This is a genomic window from Klebsiella sp. Lac1, assembly GCF_009825425.1.
Taxonomy (GTDB): Bacteria; Pseudomonadota; Gammaproteobacteria; order Enterobacterales; family Enterobacteriaceae; genus Klebsiella; species Klebsiella electrica.
Genome location: NZ_VJZJ01000002.1, coordinates 399200 through 419242 on the forward strand (window position 1 = coordinate 399200; position 20043 = coordinate 419242).

At 56.0% G+C, this 20043-nt stretch carries 15 protein-coding genes, 1 tRNA gene and 3 rRNA genes; 6 read left to right on the forward strand and 13 right to left on the reverse strand.

What is annotated here, in order from left to right:
* Positions 1-353 precede the first annotated feature (353 nt).
* The 6 genes from FNY10_RS17290 to FNY10_RS17315 all read left to right on the forward strand — a co-directional run bounded on the left by FNY10_RS17290 (position 354) and on the right by FNY10_RS17315 (position 7996).
* Positions 354-1893: ribosomal RNA gene (locus FNY10_RS17290) — 16S ribosomal RNA — on the forward strand.
* Positions 1894-1978: 85 nt separating this feature from the next.
* Positions 1979-2054, forward strand: a tRNA-Glu gene (locus FNY10_RS17295).
* Between the two features lie 216 nt (positions 2055-2270).
* Positions 2271-5176 (forward strand): 23S ribosomal RNA (locus tag FNY10_RS17300).
* 198 nt (positions 5177-5374) lie between these two features.
* Positions 5375-5490: ribosomal RNA gene (gene rrf / locus FNY10_RS17305) — 5S ribosomal RNA — on the forward strand.
* Together the 16S, 23S and 5S rRNA genes with 1 tRNA gene alongside form the textbook arrangement of a ribosomal RNA operon.
* Positions 5491-6095: 605 nt before the next feature.
* Positions 6096-6413, forward strand: coding sequence for a hypothetical protein (locus FNY10_RS17310; RefSeq protein WP_131049455.1), 318 nt, complete (start codon positions 6096-6098; stop codon positions 6411-6413).
* 173 nt (positions 6414-6586) lie between these two features.
* Positions 6587-7996: a diguanylate cyclase gene (locus FNY10_RS17315; protein WP_160702352.1), complete on the forward strand. Its 1410-nt coding sequence runs from the start codon at positions 6587-6589 to the stop codon at positions 7994-7996.
* An 18-nt stretch (positions 7997-8014) separates the two neighbouring features.
* Here FNY10_RS17315 and trpS read toward each other — a convergent pair whose 3' ends face one another.
* From trpS to FNY10_RS17380, 13 genes are all read right to left on the reverse strand, one after another.
* Positions 8015-9022: a tryptophan--tRNA ligase gene (gene trpS, locus FNY10_RS17320; protein WP_131049457.1), complete on the reverse strand. Its 1008-nt coding sequence runs from the start codon at positions 9020-9022 to the stop codon at positions 8015-8017.
* 273 nt (positions 9023-9295) lie between these two features.
* Positions 9296-9625 (reverse strand): DMT family transporter, encoded by a 330-nt coding sequence (locus tag FNY10_RS17325; RefSeq protein ID WP_004857466.1) that lies wholly within the window; start codon positions 9623-9625, stop codon positions 9296-9298.
* Between the two features lie 17 nt (positions 9626-9642).
* Positions 9643-10062, reverse strand: coding sequence for a DMT family transporter (locus FNY10_RS17330; RefSeq protein ID WP_100684704.1), 420 nt, complete (start codon positions 10060-10062; stop codon positions 9643-9645).
* A 14-nt stretch (positions 10063-10076) separates the two neighbouring features.
* Positions 10077-10769, reverse strand: coding sequence for a hypothetical protein (locus FNY10_RS17335; RefSeq protein WP_160702350.1), 693 nt, complete (start codon positions 10767-10769; stop codon positions 10077-10079).
* A gap of 11 nt (positions 10770-10780) precedes the next feature.
* Complete coding sequence (locus FNY10_RS17340; protein WP_131049460.1) at positions 10781-11401, reverse strand: phosphate propanoyltransferase; 621 nt, start codon at positions 11399-11401, stop codon at positions 10781-10783.
* Positions 11398-11838, reverse strand: a complete 441-nt coding sequence (locus tag FNY10_RS17345; RefSeq protein ID WP_160702348.1) for a BMC domain-containing protein — start codon at positions 11836-11838, stop codon at positions 11398-11400. The genes FNY10_RS17340 and FNY10_RS17345 overlap by 4 nt, the downstream gene beginning before the upstream one ends.
* Positions 11839-11849: 11 nt before the next feature.
* Positions 11850-12797, reverse strand: coding sequence for a choline TMA-lyase-activating enzyme (gene cutD / locus FNY10_RS17350; protein ID WP_100684700.1), 948 nt, complete (start codon positions 12795-12797; stop codon positions 11850-11852).
* 54 nt (positions 12798-12851) lie between these two features.
* A complete protein-coding gene (gene cutC / locus FNY10_RS17355; protein ID WP_160702346.1) occupies positions 12852-16244 on the reverse strand; it encodes a choline trimethylamine-lyase in 3393 nt (1130 codons plus the stop codon).
* Between the two features lie 123 nt (positions 16245-16367).
* A complete protein-coding gene (locus FNY10_RS17360) occupies positions 16368-17504 on the reverse strand; it encodes a 1-propanol dehydrogenase PduQ (RefSeq protein ID WP_141965392.1) in 1137 nt (378 codons plus the stop codon).
* Between the two features lie 15 nt (positions 17505-17519).
* The gene (locus FNY10_RS17365) at positions 17520-17777 is read right to left on the reverse strand and encodes a EutN/CcmL family microcompartment protein (protein ID WP_160702344.1); all 258 of its coding nucleotides are present in this window, start codon (positions 17775-17777) and stop codon (positions 17520-17522) included.
* Between the two features lie 26 nt (positions 17778-17803).
* Positions 17804-19408, reverse strand: a complete 1605-nt coding sequence (locus FNY10_RS17370; RefSeq protein ID WP_160702342.1) for an acetaldehyde dehydrogenase (acetylating) — start codon at positions 19406-19408, stop codon at positions 17804-17806.
* A gap of 53 nt (positions 19409-19461) precedes the next feature.
* Entirely contained in the window at positions 19462-19740 is a 279-nt protein-coding gene (locus FNY10_RS17375; protein WP_015585230.1) for a BMC domain-containing protein, read from the reverse strand.
* 14 nt (positions 19741-19754) lie between these two features.
* Entirely contained in the window at positions 19755-20039 is a 285-nt protein-coding gene (locus FNY10_RS17380; RefSeq protein ID WP_004857488.1) for a BMC domain-containing protein, read from the reverse strand.
* Positions 20040-20043: the final 4 nt, after the last annotated feature.

The window sequence follows — 20043 nt, forward strand, 5'->3', positions numbered from 1 at the left end:
TGAGCGTTTGATAAGTTTTTTGTATTTTAAGGCTTGCCATGGAAACAAAACTCCCTATAATGCGCTCCCACTGACACGGCGAATGTGAACGAGTTCACAGATTAAGTCGGGTCGGCAGAGAAAAAATTCTGAAATTCAGGGTTGACTCTGGAAGAGGAAAGCGTAATATACGCCACCTCGCGACAGAGCGCTAAAGCGCGTCGCAACTGCTCTTTAACAATTTATCAGACAATCTGTGTGGGCACTCAAAGTGACATGGATTCTTAACGTCCTCGGACGAAAAATGAATACCAAGTCTCAGTGAGTGAACATACGTAATTCATTACGAAGTTTAATTCATGAGCATCAAACTTAAATTGAAGAGTTTGATCATGGCTCAGATTGAACGCTGGCGGCAGGCCTAACACATGCAAGTCGAACGGTAGCACAGAGAGCTTGCTCTCGGGTGACGAGTGGCGGACGGGTGAGTAATGTCTGGGAAACTGCCTGATGGAGGGGGATAACTACTGGAAACGGTAGCTAATACCGCATAACGTCGCAAGACCAAAGTGGGGGACCTTCGGGCCTCATGCCATCAGATGTGCCCAGATGGGATTAGCTAGTAGGTGGGGTAACGGCTCACCTAGGCGACGATCCCTAGCTGGTCTGAGAGGATGACCAGCCACACTGGAACTGAGACACGGTCCAGACTCCTACGGGAGGCAGCAGTGGGGAATATTGCACAATGGGCGCAAGCCTGATGCAGCCATGCCGCGTGTATGAAGAAGGCCTTCGGGTTGTAAAGTACTTTCAGCGAGGAGGAAGGCGGTGAGGTTAATAACCTCATCGATTGACGTTACTCGCAGAAGAAGCACCGGCTAACTCCGTGCCAGCAGCCGCGGTAATACGGAGGGTGCAAGCGTTAATCGGAATTACTGGGCGTAAAGCGCACGCAGGCGGTCTGTTAAGTCAGATGTGAAATCCCCGGGCTCAACCTGGGAACTGCATTTGAAACTGGCAGGCTTGAGTCTTGTAGAGGGGGGTAGAATTCCAGGTGTAGCGGTGAAATGCGTAGAGATCTGGAGGAATACCGGTGGCGAAGGCGGCCCCCTGGACAAAGACTGACGCTCAGGTGCGAAAGCGTGGGGAGCAAACAGGATTAGATACCCTGGTAGTCCACGCTGTAAACGATGTCGACTTGGAGGTTGTTCCCTTGAGGAGTGGCTTCCGGAGCTAACGCGTTAAGTCGACCGCCTGGGGAGTACGGCCGCAAGGTTAAAACTCAAATGAATTGACGGGGGCCCGCACAAGCGGTGGAGCATGTGGTTTAATTCGATGCAACGCGAAGAACCTTACCTACTCTTGACATCCAGAGAACTTAGCAGAGATGCTTTGGTGCCTTCGGGAACTCTGAGACAGGTGCTGCATGGCTGTCGTCAGCTCGTGTTGTGAAATGTTGGGTTAAGTCCCGCAACGAGCGCAACCCTTATCCTTTGTTGCCAGCGGTTAGGCCGGGAACTCAAAGGAGACTGCCAGTGATAAACTGGAGGAAGGTGGGGATGACGTCAAGTCATCATGGCCCTTACGAGTAGGGCTACACACGTGCTACAATGGCATATACAAAGAGAAGCGACCTCGCGAGAGCAAGCGGACCTCATAAAGTATGTCGTAGTCCGGATTGGAGTCTGCAACTCGACTCCATGAAGTCGGAATCGCTAGTAATCGTAGATCAGAATGCTACGGTGAATACGTTCCCGGGCCTTGTACACACCGCCCGTCACACCATGGGAGTGGGTTGCAAAAGAAGTAGGTAGCTTAACCTTCGGGAGGGCGCTTACCACTTTGTGATTCATGACTGGGGTGAAGTCGTAACAAGGTAACCGTAGGGGAACCTGCGGTTGGATCACCTCCTTACCTGAAAGAACCTGCCTTTGTAGTGCTCACACAGATTGTCTGATGAAAAGTAAATAGCAAGGCGTCTTGCGATTGAGACTTCAGTGTCCCCTTCGTCTAGAGGCCCAGGACACCGCCCTTTCACGGCGGTAACAGGGGTTCGAATCCCCTAGGGGACGCCACTTGCTGGTTTGTGAGTGAAAGTCGCCGACCTCAGTATCTCAAAACTCATCTTCGGGTGACGTTTGAGATATTTGCTCTTTAAAAATCTGGATCAAGCTGAAAATTGAAACGACACACTGTTTCCTTTCTCCGTAATAAGAAAGGAAAAGCGGTGTGTCTGAGTCTCTCAAATTTTCGCAACACGAACCGTTTTACGAAACAGTTTCGGGTTGTGAGGTTAAGCGACTAAGCGTACACGGTGGATGCCCTGGCAGTCAGAGGCGATGAAGGACGTGCTAATCTGCGATAAGCGTCGGTAAGGTGATATGAACCGTTATAGCCGGCGATTTCCGAATGGGGAAACCCAGTGTGATTCGTCACACTATCGTTAAGTGAATACATAGTTTAACGAAGCGAACCGGGGGAACTGAAACATCTAAGTACCCCGAGGAAAAGAAATCAACCGAGATTCCCCCAGTAGCGGCGAGCGAACGGGGAGCAGCCCAGAACCTGAATCAGTTTGTGTGTTAGTGGAAGCGTCTGGAAAGTCGCAGGGTACAGGGTGATACTCCCGTACACTAAAATGCACAGGCTGTGAGTTCGAAGAGTAGGGCGGGACACGTGGTATCCTGTCTGAATATGGGGGGACCATCCTCCAAGGCTAAATACTCCTGACTGACCGATAGTGAACCAGTACCGTGAGGGAAAGGCGAAAAGAACCCCGGCGAGGGGAGTGAAAAAGAACCTGAAACCGTGTACGTACAAGCAGTGGGAGCCTACTTGTTAGGTGACTGCGTACCTTTTGTATAATGGGTCAGCGACTTATATTCTGTAGCAAGGTTAACCGAATAGGGGAGCCGCAGGGAAACCGAGTCTTAACTGGGCGTTAAGTTGCAGGGTATAGACCCGAAACCCGGTGATCTAGCCATGGGCAGGTTGAAGGTTGGGTAACACTAACTGGAGGACCGAACCGACTAATGTTGAAAAATTAGCGGATGACTTGTGGCTGGGGGTGAAAGGCCAATCAAACCGGGAGATAGCTGGTTCTCCCCGAAAGCTATTTAGGTAGCGCCTCGTGAACTCATCTTCGGGGGTAGAGCACTGTTTCGGCTAGGGGGTCATCCCGACTTACCAACCCGATGCAAACTACGAATACCGAAGAATGTTATCACGGGAGACACACGGCGGGTGCTAACGTCCGTCGTGAAGAGGGAAACAACCCAGACCGCCAGCTAAGGTCCCAAAGTCATGGTTAAGTGGGAAACGATGTGGGAAGGCACAGACAGCCAGGATGTTGGCTTAGAAGCAGCCATCATTTAAAGAAAGCGTAATAGCTCACTGGTCGAGTCGGCCTGCGCGGAAGATGTAACGGGGCTAAACCATGCACCGAAGCTGCGGCAGCGACACGATGTGTTGTTGGGTAGGGGAGCGTTCTGTAAGCCGTTGAAGGTGGCCTGTGAGGGTTGCTGGAGGTATCAGAAGTGCGAATGCTGACATAAGTAACGATAAAGCGGGTGAAAAGCCCGCTCGCCGGAAGACCAAGGGTTCCTGTCCAACGTTAATCGGGGCAGGGTGAGTCGACCCCTAAGGCGAGGCCGAAAGGCGTAGTCGATGGGAAACAGGTTAATATTCCTGTACTCGGTGTTACTGCGAAGGGGGGACGGAGAAGGCTATGTCGGCCGGGCGACGGTTGTCCCGGTTTAAGCATGTAGGCGGAGGTTCCAGGTAAATCCGGTACCTTATTAACGCTGAGGTGTGATGACGAGGCACTACGGTGCTGAAGTGACAAATGCCCTGCTTCCAGGAAAAGCCTCTAAGCATCAGGTAACATCAAATCGTACCCCAAACCGACACAGGTGGTCAGGTAGAGAATACCAAGGCGCTTGAGAGAACTCGGGTGAAGGAACTAGGCAAAATGGTGCCGTAACTTCGGGAGAAGGCACGCTGATGGTAAGTGAAGCGACTTGCTCGTGGAGCTGAACTCAGTCGAAGATACCAGCTGGCTGCAACTGTTTATTAAAAACACAGCACTGTGCAAACACGAAAGTGGACGTATACGGTGTGACGCCTGCCCGGTGCCGGAAGGTTAATTGATGGGGTTATCCGTAAGGAGAAGCTCTTGATCGAAGCCCCGGTAAACGGCGGCCGTAACTATAACGGTCCTAAGGTAGCGAAATTCCTTGTCGGGTAAGTTCCGACCTGCACGAATGGCGTAATGATGGCCAGGCTGTCTCCACCCGAGACTCAGTGAAATTGAACTCGCTGTGAAGATGCAGTGTACCCGCGGCAAGACGGAAAGACCCCGTGAACCTTTACTATAGCTTGACACTGAACACTGGTCCTTGATGTGTAGGATAGGTGGGAGGCTTTGAAGTGTGGACGCCAGTCTGCATGGAGCCAACCTTGAAATACCACCCTTTAATGGCTGGTGTTCTAACGTAGACCCGTCATCCGGGTTGCGGACAGTGTCTGGTGGGTAGTTTGACTGGGGCGGTCTCCTCCCAAAGAGTAACGGAGGAGCACGAAGGTTAGCTAATCCTGGTCGGACATCAGGAGGTTAGTGCAATGGCATAAGCTAGCTTGACTGCGAGCGTGACGGCGCGAGCAGGTGCGAAAGCAGGTCATAGTGATCCGGTGGTTCTGAATGGAAGGGCCATCGCTCAACGGATAAAAGGTACTCCGGGGATAACAGGCTGATACCGCCCAAGAGTTCATATCGACGGCGGTGTTTGGCACCTCGATGTCGGCTCATCACATCCTGGGGCTGAAGTAGGTCCCAAGGGTATGGCTGTTCGCCATTTAAAGTGGTACGCGAGCTGGGTTTAGAACGTCGTGAGACAGTTCGGTCCCTATCTGCCGTGGGCGCTGGAGAATTGAGGGGGGCTGCTCCTAGTACGAGAGGACCGGAGTGGACGCATCACTGGTGTTCGGGTTGTCATGCCAATGGCATTGCCCGGTAGCTAAATGCGGAAGAGATAAGTGCTGAAAGCATCTAAGCACGAAACTTGCCCCGAGATGAGTTCTCCCTGACTCTTTAAGAGTCCTGAAGGAACGTTGAAGACGACGACGTTGATAGGTCGGGTGTGTAAGCGTAGCGATACGTTGAGCTAACCGATACTAATGAACCGTGAGGCTTAACCTTACAACGCCGAAGCTGTTTTGGCGGATTTGAGAGAAGATTTTCAGCTTAGATTCAGGGTTGAGTACGCAATAATTTGCGCAGCAGCAAGGCGACAAGCGAAGTAAAGGAAGGAGCATACTGAAGTATGTGACTGACTTTACGAGCGCAGGCAACGCGGCTGATGCGATAAAGAATTGCGTACTGAGCACAAAGAATTTGCCTGGCGGCACTAGCGCGGTGGTCCCACCTGACCCCATGCCGAACTCAGAAGTGAAACGCCGTAGCGCCGATGGTAGTGTGGGGTCTCCCCATGTGAGAGTAGGGAACTGCCAGGCATCAAATAAAGCAGAAGGCCCGGTCGAAAGACCGGGCCTTTTGTTTTGTCTGCGGTTTATGGCGAAAGCAGCCCGCCCTCACGGACGGGCTTTTTGCGTTTTTGTCCCGATAATCCGTCAGTCAGGCGTCTGGCAGCAATCTGTTTGTTCAGACGACATAAAAGCCTGCCATGACCACCTCCCCACCATATTTCACTTTATTCCTGTTCAATATCTCCCTTCTTTTTTGCCACTGTATCGATTAATGGAAAATATTATTCCCGGGACTTATTAATGACGGCAGAATATAAAATCAAAAATCCATTTTTATATCCATAAGTGTTTATTTGATTTATATTTTAAATTTAATTCATTATTTATCAATATGTTAGATTGATTTTCTCATATTTGACGATACGTGCTGTTGTAACTGGACTTTAGTGGGTAAATGTTTTAGTGTCATTAACAGTTTGTTAACTCGATCGAGTTCGTGTCACGGTAATATCGATATAATGTAGCGCGTACGATCTATATTAATGCTATCCCGATGTCGCTGAGATCCCTTCACCCGACGCAGTCCGATGGGGGTGGCATCAAGGTTATCGAGCGGCACGATGAGAATATCAATGAAGATCCTTTTAAAATGGTCGCCTTTGCGCCAGTTCATCCGTTACCTGCAGGAACGCTTCACCTTTTTGGTTCTGCTATGCTGGCCGGCGATTATCTGGGTTGCTTGTCGGGTGTGCGTCTGGGCCGTTGACAGCGTAATGCTGTTGATGGGTAAACCGCTAAGTGAATCCTTTACCGTCTACCTGCAACCGCTGATGACGTTCAGCGCGTTAGTGCGGATTTCTCTGAGCTGGGTGGTTCTGCTCTTTATCCTGTTTGGCATGGCGATGGGTTTTACCTGGCTGCTACGTCGCGTGATCAACCGCAAGCACTAACCACGTCCTTATCGCCGGTGGCCGCCACTGACGCCACCGCGCCCATTGCCGCAAATGCCCGGACGGGAGAAGGTTAAGCCCGGTTGCTGCATTTTTAATCTGGTTGACCAGAGCGAACTGTTGTATTATTTGCGGCCTTGAAAATAGACCTGTATCGACGAGTGCTTTATTCAATGAGCGATGAAAGCAAGAAATATATCTCCGTTATTTTTAAGGAATGGTTACCGTTGTATGACGGTCTGACGCCGGAAGTGAAGGCGATTCTTAAAAATATTGCCGCTGAGCAGTCTGAAGCTCTGGCCACTCGTTTTTATGACTTCATTTTTCAGGATCCCGATATCGCCCGCCACCTGACTTACGATCTGGTTCAGGAACGTCTTAGTCGTTCTCTGGCCGTGTGGGTCAACGATATTTTGACCAGCGAGAAAGAGCAGCTGCAGGCGCTGGCAGAAAGGCAATACCATATCGGCAGTATTCATGCGCGCATCGGTATCCCCGCCGAGGCTGTACTGCGCGGCGCCCGCCAGCTTAAGGCCGGGCTGATTGAGTATGTGCGGGATAACGATAAGATTGACTACCAGAACGGTCTTGCAACCATCCGCTACGCGGTGATGGCGATTACTATGGCGATCGAGATGATGTGCCATGCCTACACTTTGTCGCACTATCGGGCGACGAAAAATGAAGAAGCCTATCGTCTGTATAGCCTGATGGATAATGTGCCAATGGAATATGGCAAACAGCAGGCCTCGCTCTCCGGTTGGGAGAATAGCGCGATTTATAATATCGTCAGTGAAAACCGGGCCGATATTAACGGGACGTTATTATCTGAATCAGAGTTTGGCCTGTGGTTCCGTCATAAATGCGTTCGTTATTTTAATAAGAATGCGCAGATGGAAGAGATAGCCGACTTGATTGCGCAGGTAGACAATTATATCACCGGCTGGAAATCCTCAGACAGTGGCGCAGAATATAAAAATACGCAAGCTTTGCTCCAGAGTATCCACATCCATTGCCAGAAAATCAGCAGTCAGCTCGGGGTTATCTTCAGCAGTCTGTCGCAGATGCAAAACGGCAAAGACTCCCTGACCAGCCTGCTCAACCGCCGCTATCTGCCGGTGGTCCTCAAGCATGAGGTCACGCTCGCCATGGAACATGAACTGCCGATGACGGTGGCGATTGTGGATATCGACCATTTTAAAGAGATTAATGATAGCTGGGGTCACATGGTGGGCGACCGGGCAATCAAGCACGTTGCCGACCTGCTCAGCAATAACATCCGCTCCAGCGATTATATCTTTCGCTATGGCGGCGAAGAGTTTCTGCTGGTTCTGGTGGAAACCGGCGCGGCTGAAGCCTTTGCGCTCCTTGAACGCTTACGTAAAAGCATCAGCCAGCTGCCGTTTAACGTCGGGGGCGAGACGAATATCGCCATTACCACCAGTACGGGCTATGCCGTGCATACCGGTCACCCGGATTACAACCGGCTGCTGCGCAATGCTGACAGCGCGCTGTACGTGGCCAAGCGCAGCGGGCGCGATTGCGTGAAGATGCATCAGGATGAGCAGGGCCCGCAGCATTAAAGCGTCGCCCCCCGGCGCTCAGAACAGGACCGGCAATCCTAATCCACGCATCACCTCATGCAATGTTTGCTGCGTGAGGCGATGCGCCCGCTCACTACCCTGACGCAGCAGCTCCAGCAACATGCCTTTATCCGCAATATACGTCGCCCGGCGTTGGCGAATGGGCGCCAGCAGCGTCTGCAGACACTCCTCCAGCGCGTTTTTACACTGTCGGTCACCCAGCCCGCCGCGTTGATAATGCGCCTTCATCCCGGCGACGAAGGCTGGATCCGGATGAAAAGCATCAAGGTAAGTAAAGACAACGTTGCCTTCGATTCGGCCAGGATCGCTGACCCGCAGATGGTTCGGGTCGGTATACATAGCGCCGACCGCGCGGTGAATCTGCTCTTCGCTGGCCGAAAGCGTGAGCGTATTACCCAGCGATTTTGACATCTTGGCGCCGCCGTCAATGCCCGGCAGGCGGCTGACATCGCTGAGCAGCGCCCGGCAGTGCTGCAGCACCGGCGTCGTGGTCAGGCTATTCATTTTGTGGACGATCTCATTGGTCTGTTCGATCATCGGCAGCTGATCGTCGCCAACCGGTACCAGGCCGGCCTTAAACGCGGTGATATCGGCCGCCTGGCTGATAGGGTAGGCCAGAAAGCCGACCGGTAGCGAACGGGAGAAGCCCTTCTGGGCGATTTCATTTTTGACCGTCGGGTTACGCTCGACGCGGGCGACGGTGACGATATTCATATACAGCGCGCTCAGCTCCGCCAGGGCGGGAAGCGCCGATTGCAGGCAAATCGTGGTTTTGTGCGGATCGATACCTACCGCCAGATAATCGGCCATCACCTCAAAGATATTGCTGCTGATTTTCTGCGGGTCGCTGCCGTTATCGGTTAACCCCTGCAGATCGGCGATGAGGATAAACTGTTGATGGTCGTGCTGCAGCTGCACGCGCTGGCGTAGCGATCCGACGTAGTGACCGAGATGCAGCTGGCCGGTGGGGCGATCGCCGGTAAGAATGGTCGGGTGGGTGTTCATCAGAGACTCCTTACGTTGCTGTTAAGCCGAAAGACGTCGCTGAGAAACAATAAAGCCGCCTTCCGGCGGCTTTAAAAATGGAAATGTGAATCGTGCCGCCTGTTATGCAGGCAGCCACCAACGATACGGGCGGGCAATGACGACGATTCTGTTCATCGGACTATCCTGCCACGAAAAGCGGCGAAAGTGAAAGCGGTTTTTTATTGCGGCAATATGGCTTATCGAGTGAGGTTTTTGCGCCCTCATGGAACTCAATGAAGGCGCAGGCCGGGTTTACATGCTGGAGAAGACGTTCATGATGATGCCGCCGGAAATAATCAGCACCATGGCGAGGATCGCCGGCAGATCCGGTTTTTGTTTGTAGAGGATCATCGAGCAGATGGTGACGCCGACGATGCCAAAGCCGCACCACAGCGAGTAGGCGACGCCCACCGGGATCGTGCTCATCGCGCGAGTGAGAGCGAAGTAGCACAGGCCGTAGGCGCAGACCACCAGCACCGATGGCGCCAGTTTGCTAAAGCCGTTGGTCTTTTTGATCATCGAGGTACCGGTGATTTCGGAGCCGATAGACAGCGCCAGCCATAAAAATCCGAGGTTAAACATATGCGATTCCTTTTTTGTTAGTTGGCGACTTTTTTATTCAGGGATGAGGCTGAATCAGCCGGTTCAGCAGGCGTTTCTTCGCTCTCTTCGCTACCCATTTTGGAAAACAGATTCATGATAACGATACCGGCGGCAATAATGGCCATACCGATAATCGCCGCGGTATCCGGATGCTGGCCGTAAAACGCCATCCCTAGCGTTGAAACCACCAGAATCCCGGTACCGGACCAGGTGGCGTACGCCAGGCCAACGGGAATATCTTTCACCGCGCGGGATAGCGAGTAGTAGCAGGTGCAATAGAGGACGATCAGCAGCCCGAGCAGCAGCATTTTGGTGGTCCCTTCGCTGCTACCGAACATTTTCAGGGTCGAAGTGGCCGAGGTTTCCGAAAGGATAACCAACAGCATCCATAGCCAGCATTTTGTTTTGGAAGACATAATAAACTCCGGATCTATTTATTAAGGTAGGGTTCTTTTTTTCTGTTTTTCAAAAAATCGATAGCGGCATCGGTTAACTGCGCGTCAGGTGCGCAGACCAGCGCCGGATTATTCACGATGTCTGTGACAGTGAGATAACGCCGCGCGCCGAGGGCCGGGGCCTGAGCGGGCGCCTTGGTTCCCGCAGCCAGCTGCGCCAGCAGCTCATTCATGGTGCACAGCGTAACACCGCATGCCGTCAGCCGCGTCAACGTGGACTGCATATGTCCGGCATAGGGCGTCGTGCTCACCGCCCCGCGCAGCTGGTTTAGCTCGCTGGCCGGGTCGCAGTGATAGCGCAGCGCCAGCACCGGCAGGCCGGCAAGCAGAACGTCATGCAATCGTCTGGCCTGCGGGTTTTGCAAGGTGCCGTTAAGCAGATCGGCCGCCAGCGGATAGTCGAGAAACGGTACCACCACGGCGCGCCAGCTCTCTGAAGACAGCGCTTCTTGCCAGGCGTTGCACGGCAGCGTTTCACCGATCGCCTGCCACTGCGCGGCATCCTGCACGTTTTCGTCCAGTGCCAGCTGCAGACGCTGCCCGCATCCCGCCAGACGGCTGCGGATGGCCTGGCGATAGCCCGCGGCCGGGCCAACCATCACCAGCACCGGCGGCCGCAACCTGTGGATCATTCGCGTGACCAGACGGTCGATCTCTTCATCGGTCATGGCGGCCTCCGTTAAGCGATGAGCGTGACCTGCGCGCCGTTTTTCAGTCCGGCGGCGTTGGCCTCTTCGGTATCAATATGGAACTCCAGCACGAAGTCTTCGCGCACCCGCACCACCACTTCATCGAAGGTCAGCTGGCGTTCGCCGTGACTGCGGACGCTCACCTTCTGGCCGTTGGCGACGTTCAACTGCCGCGCATCCTGCGGCGACATATGGATATGCCGCCAGGCGCAGATCACCTGAGAGCGCAGTTCAACGTGGCCTGCCGGGCCGATCAGCAGCGCGTTGCCCGCATTATCCAGCTGGCCGGATTCGCGCACCGGCGCTTTAATGCCGAGAGTAAAGCAGTCGGCGCGCGAGATTTCCAGTTGAGTGACCGGCCGGGTCGGCCCAAGGACGCGAACCTGGGCGAGTGAGCCCTTCGGACCGACGACGGTCACGCACTCCTGGGCGGCAAACTGCCCCGGCTGGCGCAGGGGTTTAAACGGCGTCAGCGCATAACCCTGGCCAAACAGCGCCTCGACATCCTGCTGTGACAGATGGACGTGGCGGTTAGAGATACCGACCGGGATATCGGGCGCGGAGCGCGTCAGCCGGGTGGCGATTTTTTCATGGAGCAGGGTGTCGATCATGCCTTTTTCCCTTTCTTCATCGCGGCATTTTTATCTTCAGGCTCGCCCGACGCCGGCGGAGAGGGCGGCGTTTGCGGTCCGACTTTTTCGGCGGGCGCCGACACACCGTGTTGCGCCTCAGCATTTTTCACATCGGTGTGGCTGGCGAGCGGTTTTGCCTGCGGGCGGCCTTTCAGATGGCTCAGCGCTACCACCACGCTGGGTTCCGGACGGGCGATGACCAGCGACTTGACGCATTGCGCCGCGCCCGCCACCTCGACGCCGCGCTCAATGGCGGTGTGGATGGCGCTGATCTCGCCTTCGAAGCAGACGCTGACCAGCCCCGATCCGATTTTGCGATAGCCAATGCAGGTCACGCCCGCAGCTTTACAGGCGGCGTCTACGGCCTGAATGGCGGCGACCAGCCCTCGCGTTTCAATTACGCCTAAACTTTTCATGTCGGCTCCTGTTAATGGCGGACTAAGCGAATATCAAAATCAAACTGTGTAAAGAACGTCTCCAGCTGGTTCAGCTCTTCGGGCGAATAAGACGGGTCCTGGGTAATGGGGTAGGGCATATCCAGGCGCTCGTATTTTTTGCGGCCCAGCTGGTGGTACGGCAGCATATCGATGCGGCGGATATTTCCGCGCTTCGCCAGTTTCTGCACGTAATCAATAGCCCCGGTAATGGCATCGAATGAGTCGTTATAGCCGCGAACCAGCGGCATACGAATAATCACGTTGGCGCCGGAATCCACCAGCCATTCCAGATTGCGGCGAATACCTTCGTTGCCAATGCCAAATAACGCTTTATGGTGCTCGCTGTTAATTTGCTTAATATCGAATAAGAAGGTGTCGGTCACCGGCGCCAGCTTTTGATAATTAGCCAGCGGCGTGGTGCCCTGGGTTTCGATAGCGGTATTGAGCATCATCTTTTTGCATTCGCTGAACAGCGCCACGGCGAAATCGGTTTGCAGGCTCATTTCGCCGCCGCCGATGGTCACGCCGCCGCCGGAAGCGATGTAGAAGTCATAATCTTGCATGATGATGTCCATCAGCTCGCTGACGGTGACGTCTTTACCCATAATATCCAGCGCGTTCTGGGTGCAAATCTCTTCGCATTTGCGGCAGCCAATACAGTCTTTATGACGGTCGACAAAATGCTTCATCTCGCCGTTTTCTGCTGCCCGATAGTGAATACCGGCCGGGCAGACGTTGACGCAGTCGCCGCAGTTAATGCATTTATCCTGCGAGAACATCACCTGGAACTGACTGTTCAGCCCTTCCGGGTTGGCGCACCACGGGCAGCGTATATTGCAGCCTTTGAAAAAAACCAGCGTGCGAATCCCGTCGCCGTCGTAGATTGAATATTTCTGAATATTGAAGATTCGCCCGGTTAATTCTTGTTTTGCGCTCACACATACCTCCAGTAAAACGATCGGGACATCCGTGTCCAAAAACGTCCGTGTTTATCAGAACTTCTCAATCACCGTACGGCTGATAATCTCGTCCTGAACTTCCTTGCACAGCTCAACGAAGTAGGCGCTGTAGCCCGCCACGCGGACGATCAGGTCGCGATATTTTTCCGGCTCCTGCTGGGCTTTTTTCAGGACTTCGTTATCGACGTAGCTGAACTGCATCTGGCCGTTGCCGAGAATCGATGCCGTGCGCAGCAGGGTAATCAGGCCATGGCGCCCTTCCGGCGTGTCCAGCAACCCTTTGAGGAACTTGAAGTTATGCACCATGCCGATATTCATGGTCTCCACGTTCATCTTGCTGACTGACTTGATAATGGCGGTTGGCCCCTGCTTATCCGCCCCCTGCGTCGGGCTGATTCCGTCGGAGAGTGGCATCCACGCCAGACGGCCGTTCGGCGTGGCGTTGGTCAGCTCGCCAATCGGCGTGTTGTTGGAGATAGAGAGGGTGCCGTGGCTCAGCGTGGAGTAGAGCATTTTGTATTTGCGGCACTCGCGCTCGGTCCACTCGGTGATATCCAGCGCGTACTGGTCAACGTAGTTATCGTCGTTACCGTATTTCGGCGCGTTCAGGCAGTCGCGGCGCAGGGCCTCAAAGCCTTCAAAGTTCGCCAGCATCGCATCGCGCATCTGTTCGAGGGTGTACTTCTTATCTTCGAACACCAGCTTACGGATCGCTGCCATGGAGTCGACGTAGGTCGCCAGGCCGGAGAAGATCAGCCCCGGACCGTGGTTGATCACTGCGCCGCCAGCGGCGACGTCTTTGCCGCTCTCCATACAGCCTTCCACCAGCAGCGACATCAGCGGTTTCGGCGCCACGTCGCGGTGTACGCGCTGGCTGATCACCGTGCCAATCGCCGACAGACGAACGATATGGGCAATCTGCTGTTTCACCGCTGCGTCAAACTCTTCGAAGGTGCGCAGGTCGCGCAGATCGCCGGTATCCAGCCCCTGATAGCTATCAAACAGCACCATCCGGCCACGGTTTAAGACGAATTCGATGGCGATAGGCCACTGGGTATAGCCGGTAGAGGTCCACTGGTAGATACGGCCGGATTTCTGCGGCTCGACGCAGCCCATCAGGCAGTAGTCGCGGGCATCTTCGAAATCGAAGCCCTTGCGCAGCATCATCTTGATATGGGAGTCATCGAAGTGGCAGGCCGGGAAACCCATCCCCGCCTTGACGACGTCGACGATTTTTTCCATGTACTTCTGCGGCGACTGGTTGTGAATACGGCAGGCCAGCGACGGCTGGTAAACCTTCACAAAGCGCACGGCGTCCATAATCAGGTAAGTCAGGTCGTTACAGGCATCGCCGCCGGAGCGCTTCTGGCCGCCAACGGTCAGGTTGATAAACGGCTGATAACCGGCGAAGTATTTCGCCCCCAGCTCGCTCGACATCCACATCAGCTCGGCACATTTGATGATAAACGCCTGCAGCAGCTCCAGCGCGGTGTCGTGAGTCAGGCGGCCTTCGCGAATATCGGCTGCAAACATCGGGTAGCAGTACTGGTCCACGCGGCCCAGCGACAGGCCGGTCTGGTTCTCTTCGATTTCAAACAGTGATTCGACGGTCCAGATACTTTGCAGCGCTTCCTGCAGGGTCTTCGGCGGATTCGCCGGGACGTTCTGGTTCACTTCGGCAATGGTCAGCAGCTCGGCGCGCCGCTGGGCGTTTTGCTCAATAGCGGCCAGCTCGCGGGCGCGCGCGGCGATGCGATGCGCATAGTTAATCACCCCTTCGCAGGTTTCAATCGCCGCCTTGTAGTAGTAGATGCGGTCGATATCTTGCGGGTTTTCCATACTCAGGCTGGCAAGATGCGTCTCGGCATCGGCTTTAATGCCGTTCATCCCTTTGGTGAACAGCAGCACGTCATAGCCCGGACAGGTATCGCCGCCGCCGTTGATCTGATGGTAGGAGAGGTCGCTGACGAAGGTTTCGCCGCTGAATGCCCACACCCCCGCTTCGCGGTACTGGGCTTCGCAGATCTCATCCAGCGAGCGGCCTTCCCAGAACGGGACGATCTCTTCGCGGATGGTTTTCTTATCTTCTTCGCTGATCTCAAACGGATCCTGCGGACGGGTGCTCATGGTATCGAGTTCGTCACGCACCCAGCGCCAGGCGATATCCGGCGAGAAGGCCCCGGCGCGCGGCTTGCCGCACGGATGGCCGACGATCAGCTCATCGTCCTGAATCAGAATCGGCGCGGTTTCGCAGGCGTGACGGAAAGCTTTGGCGCGCAGCAGAATGGTCGGCATGCCCGGATTGGCTTTCACCACCTCGGTAAAGGCCAGCGCGCGATAGATAGAGACGCTCGGGCGTACCGTCAGGTAGTGGTTGCGCAGACGCTGCATGCGCGGAGTCAGCCCTTCTGCTGTTGTCGTTTCGCTACAGGCGGCAAACGGCGCGGCGGAGACCTTTTGTTCGCCGTGGAACAGACGCACCGGCAGATTGAGCGCGCTCAGATTCCGCTGTGCGCAGAGGAACAGCACGGAAAGTTCGTTGATGATTGTGCTGGGGTCATCGAGGCTGGCGCCGTGGCGCAGGGCGTCGAACATCGGGTAGCCGTCGATAGCGCAGGCGGCGCGGACTTCGCTCAGTTGCGCCAGTTTGAACCACAGGCACTCCACGATTTCGTAGGCCTGCTGCGGCGTCAGGGTGCCGTTGGCGATGTCGCGCTGATACCACGGCAGCAGAGCCTTATCGGCACCTTCCGGGTTTACCGCATAGCTGCCGTTGTCCAGCTGCAGCGCCAGCTGAAACAGATAAAATGCCTGGCAGGCCTCTTTGAAGCTACGCGCCGGGTGGGCCGGAACGTGATGCAGAATCGCCGCGCTCTCCAGCAGCTCGGCCTGGCGATACGGGTTGCTTTCCGCCGCCGCGAGCGTTTCGGCGCTGGTGGCCAGATTCTGCGCCAGGGCGAGGAGGGCGTCGCAGGCGTAAATGGCGGCCCGGCAGCCGTTGACTTCATCCATACCGCTGCGGCTGACGGCGCTACCCAGGCTGCGGGTTTTCTCTTCCAGCTGGTGTTTAATCGCCAGCACGCCTTTTTCAACAATCAGCCGGTAATCCGGGGAGTCCAGCTCGCTGCTGAGATTCAGGAAACGGAACGCCGACGGACGCTGCGCGGCGCTTTCATCGTGGAAAATCGCCCCGTGCGGTTTGCGGGTCTGATCGCCGACAATAAGCTCATCGGGGCTGATGCACAGCGGCAGCTGGCGCATCAACTCATAGAAACGGCGCGCCGGCTTGACGGCGGCGGGAATGCCCGCGATATCGCCATCAAGGGTGTTCAACGTGGCGGCATGCTCGGTGCACAGGGTGCTTTTTTGTGAGAGTAAACGGTCTGCCAACACGTTGACGCGCGGCGTTAAGCTGTAGTGTGCCATGAAGTATTCTCCAGATGTTCTTGTTAGTTGCCCGCATTGTTGCCGGGTGGCGCTGCGCTGACCCGGCCTACTAGCGCGTTATCCGTAGGCCCGTGCAAGCGGAGCGCCGCCGGGCGATTCCAGTCAACCGGACCAGGCCCGGCGATAAAGCCCGGTTAACGCGTTGGCGTCCGGCGTGCGTGGATTGGTCGGCGTACAGCTGTCGCGTAGCGCCTGGCCAACCATCTCCGCCAGGCGCTGTTCAAACTCGCCTGCCTCGACGCCGGTATCGCGAATGCCGGCCGGCATCGTCATTTCGTCTTTTAACGTCTGAATGGCGACCAGCAGGCTGGCGACGCCCTGGCGGGGATTGGCCGCCGGCAGATCCAGCAGATGGGCTAAGCGCGCATATTTGTGGGCGGCCTCGGTCGCGCACTGCCCGTGATAATCGGCGTTCCAGGCCACCACTTCGGCCATTAACAGCGCGTTCGCGCGGCCGTGGGGGACGCGAAAGACGCCGCCAAGCGCATGGGCCAGGCTATGGGTGATGCCCAGGGAGGCGTTGGTGAACGCCATGCCCGCCATGCAGGAGGCGTTGTGCATCTTCTCGCGAGCCAGCAGGTTGTCGCCGCTGCGCCAGCAGGTGGGCAGATAGCGGAAAACCTGCTGCACCACTTTTTCCGCCAGCGCATCGGAAAAGTCGCTGGCGGCACGGGAGACGTAGGCTTCCAGCGCGTGGCACAGCACGTCCATCCCGGTGTCGGCGGTGATTGCGGGTGGTACTGAGGCCACCAGCGCCGGGTCGAGAATGGCGATATCCGGCAGCAGTGTCGGGTCCACCAGCACCAGTTTTTCAGCATGCGCCTTGACGACCGAAAAGGCGGTCACTTCTGAGCCGGTACCGCTGGTGGTCGGGATCGCCACGAAGCAGGGACGCTGGCGCCCGGCCTGCGGACGGGTCTGCGCGAGGGCGAAAATAACCGCTTTGGCCGCGTCAATCACCGACCCGCCGCCCAGCGCCACCACCAGGTCCGGATAGCGGGCATCCATTACCTTCATCCCGCGTACGATGGTGGCGATATCCGGATCCGCCACCACGTCATCCCAGACCTGGAAAGCGATGCCGCGCTGGCGCCAGGGGCCAGTCACGCGTTCGGCGAGGCCAAATTTGACCATCGCCTTGTCGGTCACCAGCAGCACGTTGCGGGCGGGCAGCTCGTTCAGGATGGCAAGCGCATCCTGACCAAAGCGGATCCGGGGTTTCAGCAAAAATTCACTCATTGGGTTATTCACTCCTTAAGCGTCCCGAAACACGTTCTCGACAATGGCGACCACCGACATGGCTTTGTAGCGTTCGGTGTTGAGCGCGAAATACTCTTCAGCCAGGACGATGTCGTGCATGCCGGCGCCGACGCTATCGACGGCGACCCAGGTCTGGTCCTTCATGGGCTGCTGGTTATCGTCGAGTTTGACGATCAGCAGCAGGTTACTGCCGCGTAGCTCATCGCACTTCTGCGTGGCGACGACATGTCCGACTACCTTTGCGAGAATCATTGTTTTTATCGCCTTATTTCAATGCATTACTGGCCCAGACGCTCAAGCACCTGGCGGATGACGCGTTCCACGTTTTGCTCATTAATCTCGCTGTCCGCGCCGATGGCGGCGGCAGACGCAAAGCGATCGTCGGCGCTGGCCGGGTGGGCTGCGGTGGAAGCGGTCGCCGGGGCGTTAAAACGCTCATCGTCGAAGATGCTGCGGTTCGGGCCGGTCGCCGGGCTGACGATGGTCGGCTGCGGTTCAGGGCGGCTGCCCGGAGCGCGCAGTTCATCAATGGAGCGCACGCCGTAGCCGACCCGGCGGATGTTGAGCAGGTTCATCGGGCCAACGTTATCGGAGCTGGAACCGCCGCCGACTGCGCCGCAGCCGAGGGTCAGCGCCGGGGTGATATTGGTGGTCGCGCCGATGCCACCCAGCGCCGCCGGGGTGTTAATCAAAATGCGGTTAACCGGTTTTTCGAGGCAGAACTGGCGAATTACGTCCTGATTGCGGGTATGGATAACCAGCGTATGGCCGAGCCCTTCGTTGGTCAGCAGCTCCATCACCCGGTGGCAGGCCGCTTTCCAGTCCTCTTCCACGTACAGGCCGAGAATGGGACACAGTTTTTCGCGGGAGTAAGGGTTCTGGTGAGAGACGGTGGTCTGTTCGGCGATCAGCACTTTGGTGCTGGCCGGAACGCTGAAACCGGCAAGCTGGCTGAGATACAGCGCGGTTTTACCCACCACTTTCGGGTTGATGGTGCCGTTCGGGCGCAGCAGCAGAGCCGCCATTTTGGCCGCTTCACCTTCATTCATGAAGTAGGCGCCCTGGGCTTCGAGTTCACGATGCACATCGTGATAAATGCAGCGTTCGACGATGATTGACTGCTCGGAGGCGCAGATCACGCCATTATCGAAGGTTTTGCTGGTGATAATATCTTTCACCGCGTGATGAATATCGGCGCTGCGCTCGATAAAGGCCGGTCCGTTTCCCGGGCCGCCGCTAATGGTCGGGGTGCCGGAAGCGTAGGCCGCGCGAACCATGCCTTCGCCGCCGGTCGCCAGAATCAGCGACACGTCTTTGCTGTGCATCAGTTCTGAAGTGGCTTCGAGGGTCAACTGGCTAATGGCGTCGACGCTGCCCGCCGGCGCGCCTGCCGCTTCAGCCGCGCGTTTGACTATCTCAATCGCCTTCCAGCTACACTGACGGGCGCCCGGATGCGGGGAGAAGATAATCGCGTTGCCGGCTTTCAGGGCAATCAGCGTTTTGTAGATCACGGTAGAGGTGGGGTTGGTTGACGGGACCAGCGCACAAATCACCCCCAGCGGCACGCCCACGTCCATCACTTTTTTTAGCGGATCGTCATGAATGATGCCGACGGTCTTCATATCTTTGATGGCGTCGTAAACGCGCAGCGAAGCGAAACGGTTCTTCAGCACTTTATCCTGCCAGTTGCCAAATCCGGTCTCTTCCGCAGCCATTTTCGCCAGCGCTTCGGCGTGGTGCGCGGCTTCCTGGGCCACGTTTTTCACGATGGCGTCGATTTGTTGCTGCGAAAAGGTGGCCAGAATCGCCTGAGCCTTTTTGGCGCTGCGCACCAGTTCCCGCGCGTTCTGGCGGGACTGCAAATCGTTATCCAGTTCAATCATGAGTCTATCCTTCATCAGACTAAAAGAGTGGAGACGGGGCGCGCCCTGTCAGGTCATGCTTTGTGCTGCGACGCGATTTTTTCGATGTCGTTATGCGGACGCGCGATGACGCGAGAGGTGACGACTTCGCCGATGCGTTTCGCCGCTTCCACGCCGGAGTCAACGGCGGCGTTAACGGCGCCGACATCGCCTTTCACCATCGCGGTGACCAGCCCGGAGCCGACGTTTTCATAGCCAATCAGCTCGACGTTGGCGGCTTTACACATCGCATCGGCGGCTTCAATACAGGCCACCAGACCTTTGGTTTCGATAAGCCCTAGCGCTTCTTTCATCATGTTGTCTCCCGTTATTCCGTCACTTTGTAATGTGCGACGATCTTGTTGATGTCGTTATGTGGACGGGCGATAACCAGCGAGGTCACCACTTCCCCAATGCGCTGCGCCGATTCGACGCCGGAATCCACCGCCGCTTTCACCGCGCCGACGTCGCCTTTCACCATCGCGGTGACCAGCCCGGAACCGACGTTTTCATAGCCAATCAGTTCCACGTTGGCGGCTTTACACATCGCATCCGCGGCTTCGATACAGGCCACCAGCCCTTTGGTTTCAATCAGACCTAATGCATCACCCATTTGC

Bases quoted from the DNA above. Each gene is read 5' to 3' on its own strand.
- FNY10_RS17335 (WP_160702350.1), bottom strand. From the start codon at position 10,769: ATGACCGATGAAGAGATCGACCGTCTGGTCACGCGAATGATCCACAGG.
- FNY10_RS17380 (WP_004857488.1), bottom strand. From the start codon at position 20,039: ATGGGTGATGCATTAGGTCTGATTGAAACCAAAGGGCTGGTGGCCTGT.
- FNY10_RS17345 (WP_160702348.1), bottom strand. From the start codon at position 11,838: ATGAAAAGTTTAGGCGTAATTGAAACGCGAGGGCTGGTCGCCGCCATT.
- FNY10_RS17330 (WP_100684704.1), bottom strand. From the start codon at position 10,062: ATGTCTTCCAAAACAAAATGCTGGCTATGGATGCTGTTGGTTATCCTT.
- FNY10_RS17365 (WP_160702344.1), bottom strand. From the start codon at position 17,777: ATGATTCTCGCAAAGGTAGTCGGACATGTCGTCGCCACGCAGAAGTGC.
- FNY10_RS17325 (WP_004857466.1), bottom strand. From the start codon at position 9,625: ATGTTTAACCTCGGATTTTTATGGCTGGCGCTGTCTATCGGCTCCGAA.
- FNY10_RS17340 (WP_131049460.1), bottom strand. From the start codon at position 11,401: ATGATCGACACCCTGCTCCATGAAAAAATCGCCACCCGGCTGACGCGC.
- FNY10_RS17310 (WP_131049455.1), top strand. From the start codon at position 6,096: ATGAAGATCCTTTTAAAATGGTCGCCTTTGCGCCAGTTCATCCGTTAC.
- trpS (WP_131049457.1), bottom strand. From the start codon at position 9,022: ATGAACACCCACCCGACCATTCTTACCGGCGATCGCCCCACCGGCCAG.
- FNY10_RS17315 (WP_160702352.1), top strand. From the start codon at position 6,587: ATGAGCGATGAAAGCAAGAAATATATCTCCGTTATTTTTAAGGAATGG.
- FNY10_RS17370 (WP_160702342.1), bottom strand. From the start codon at position 19,408: ATGATTGAACTGGATAACGATTTGCAGTCCCGCCAGAACGCGCGGGAA.
- FNY10_RS17360 (WP_141965392.1), bottom strand. From the start codon at position 17,504: ATGAGTGAATTTTTGCTGAAACCCCGGATCCGCTTTGGTCAGGATGCG.
- FNY10_RS17375 (WP_015585230.1), bottom strand. From the start codon at position 19,740: ATGAAAGAAGCGCTAGGGCTTATCGAAACCAAAGGTCTGGTGGCCTGT.
- cutC (WP_160702346.1), bottom strand. From the start codon at position 16,244: ATGGCACACTACAGCTTAACGCCGCGCGTCAACGTGTTGGCAGACCGT.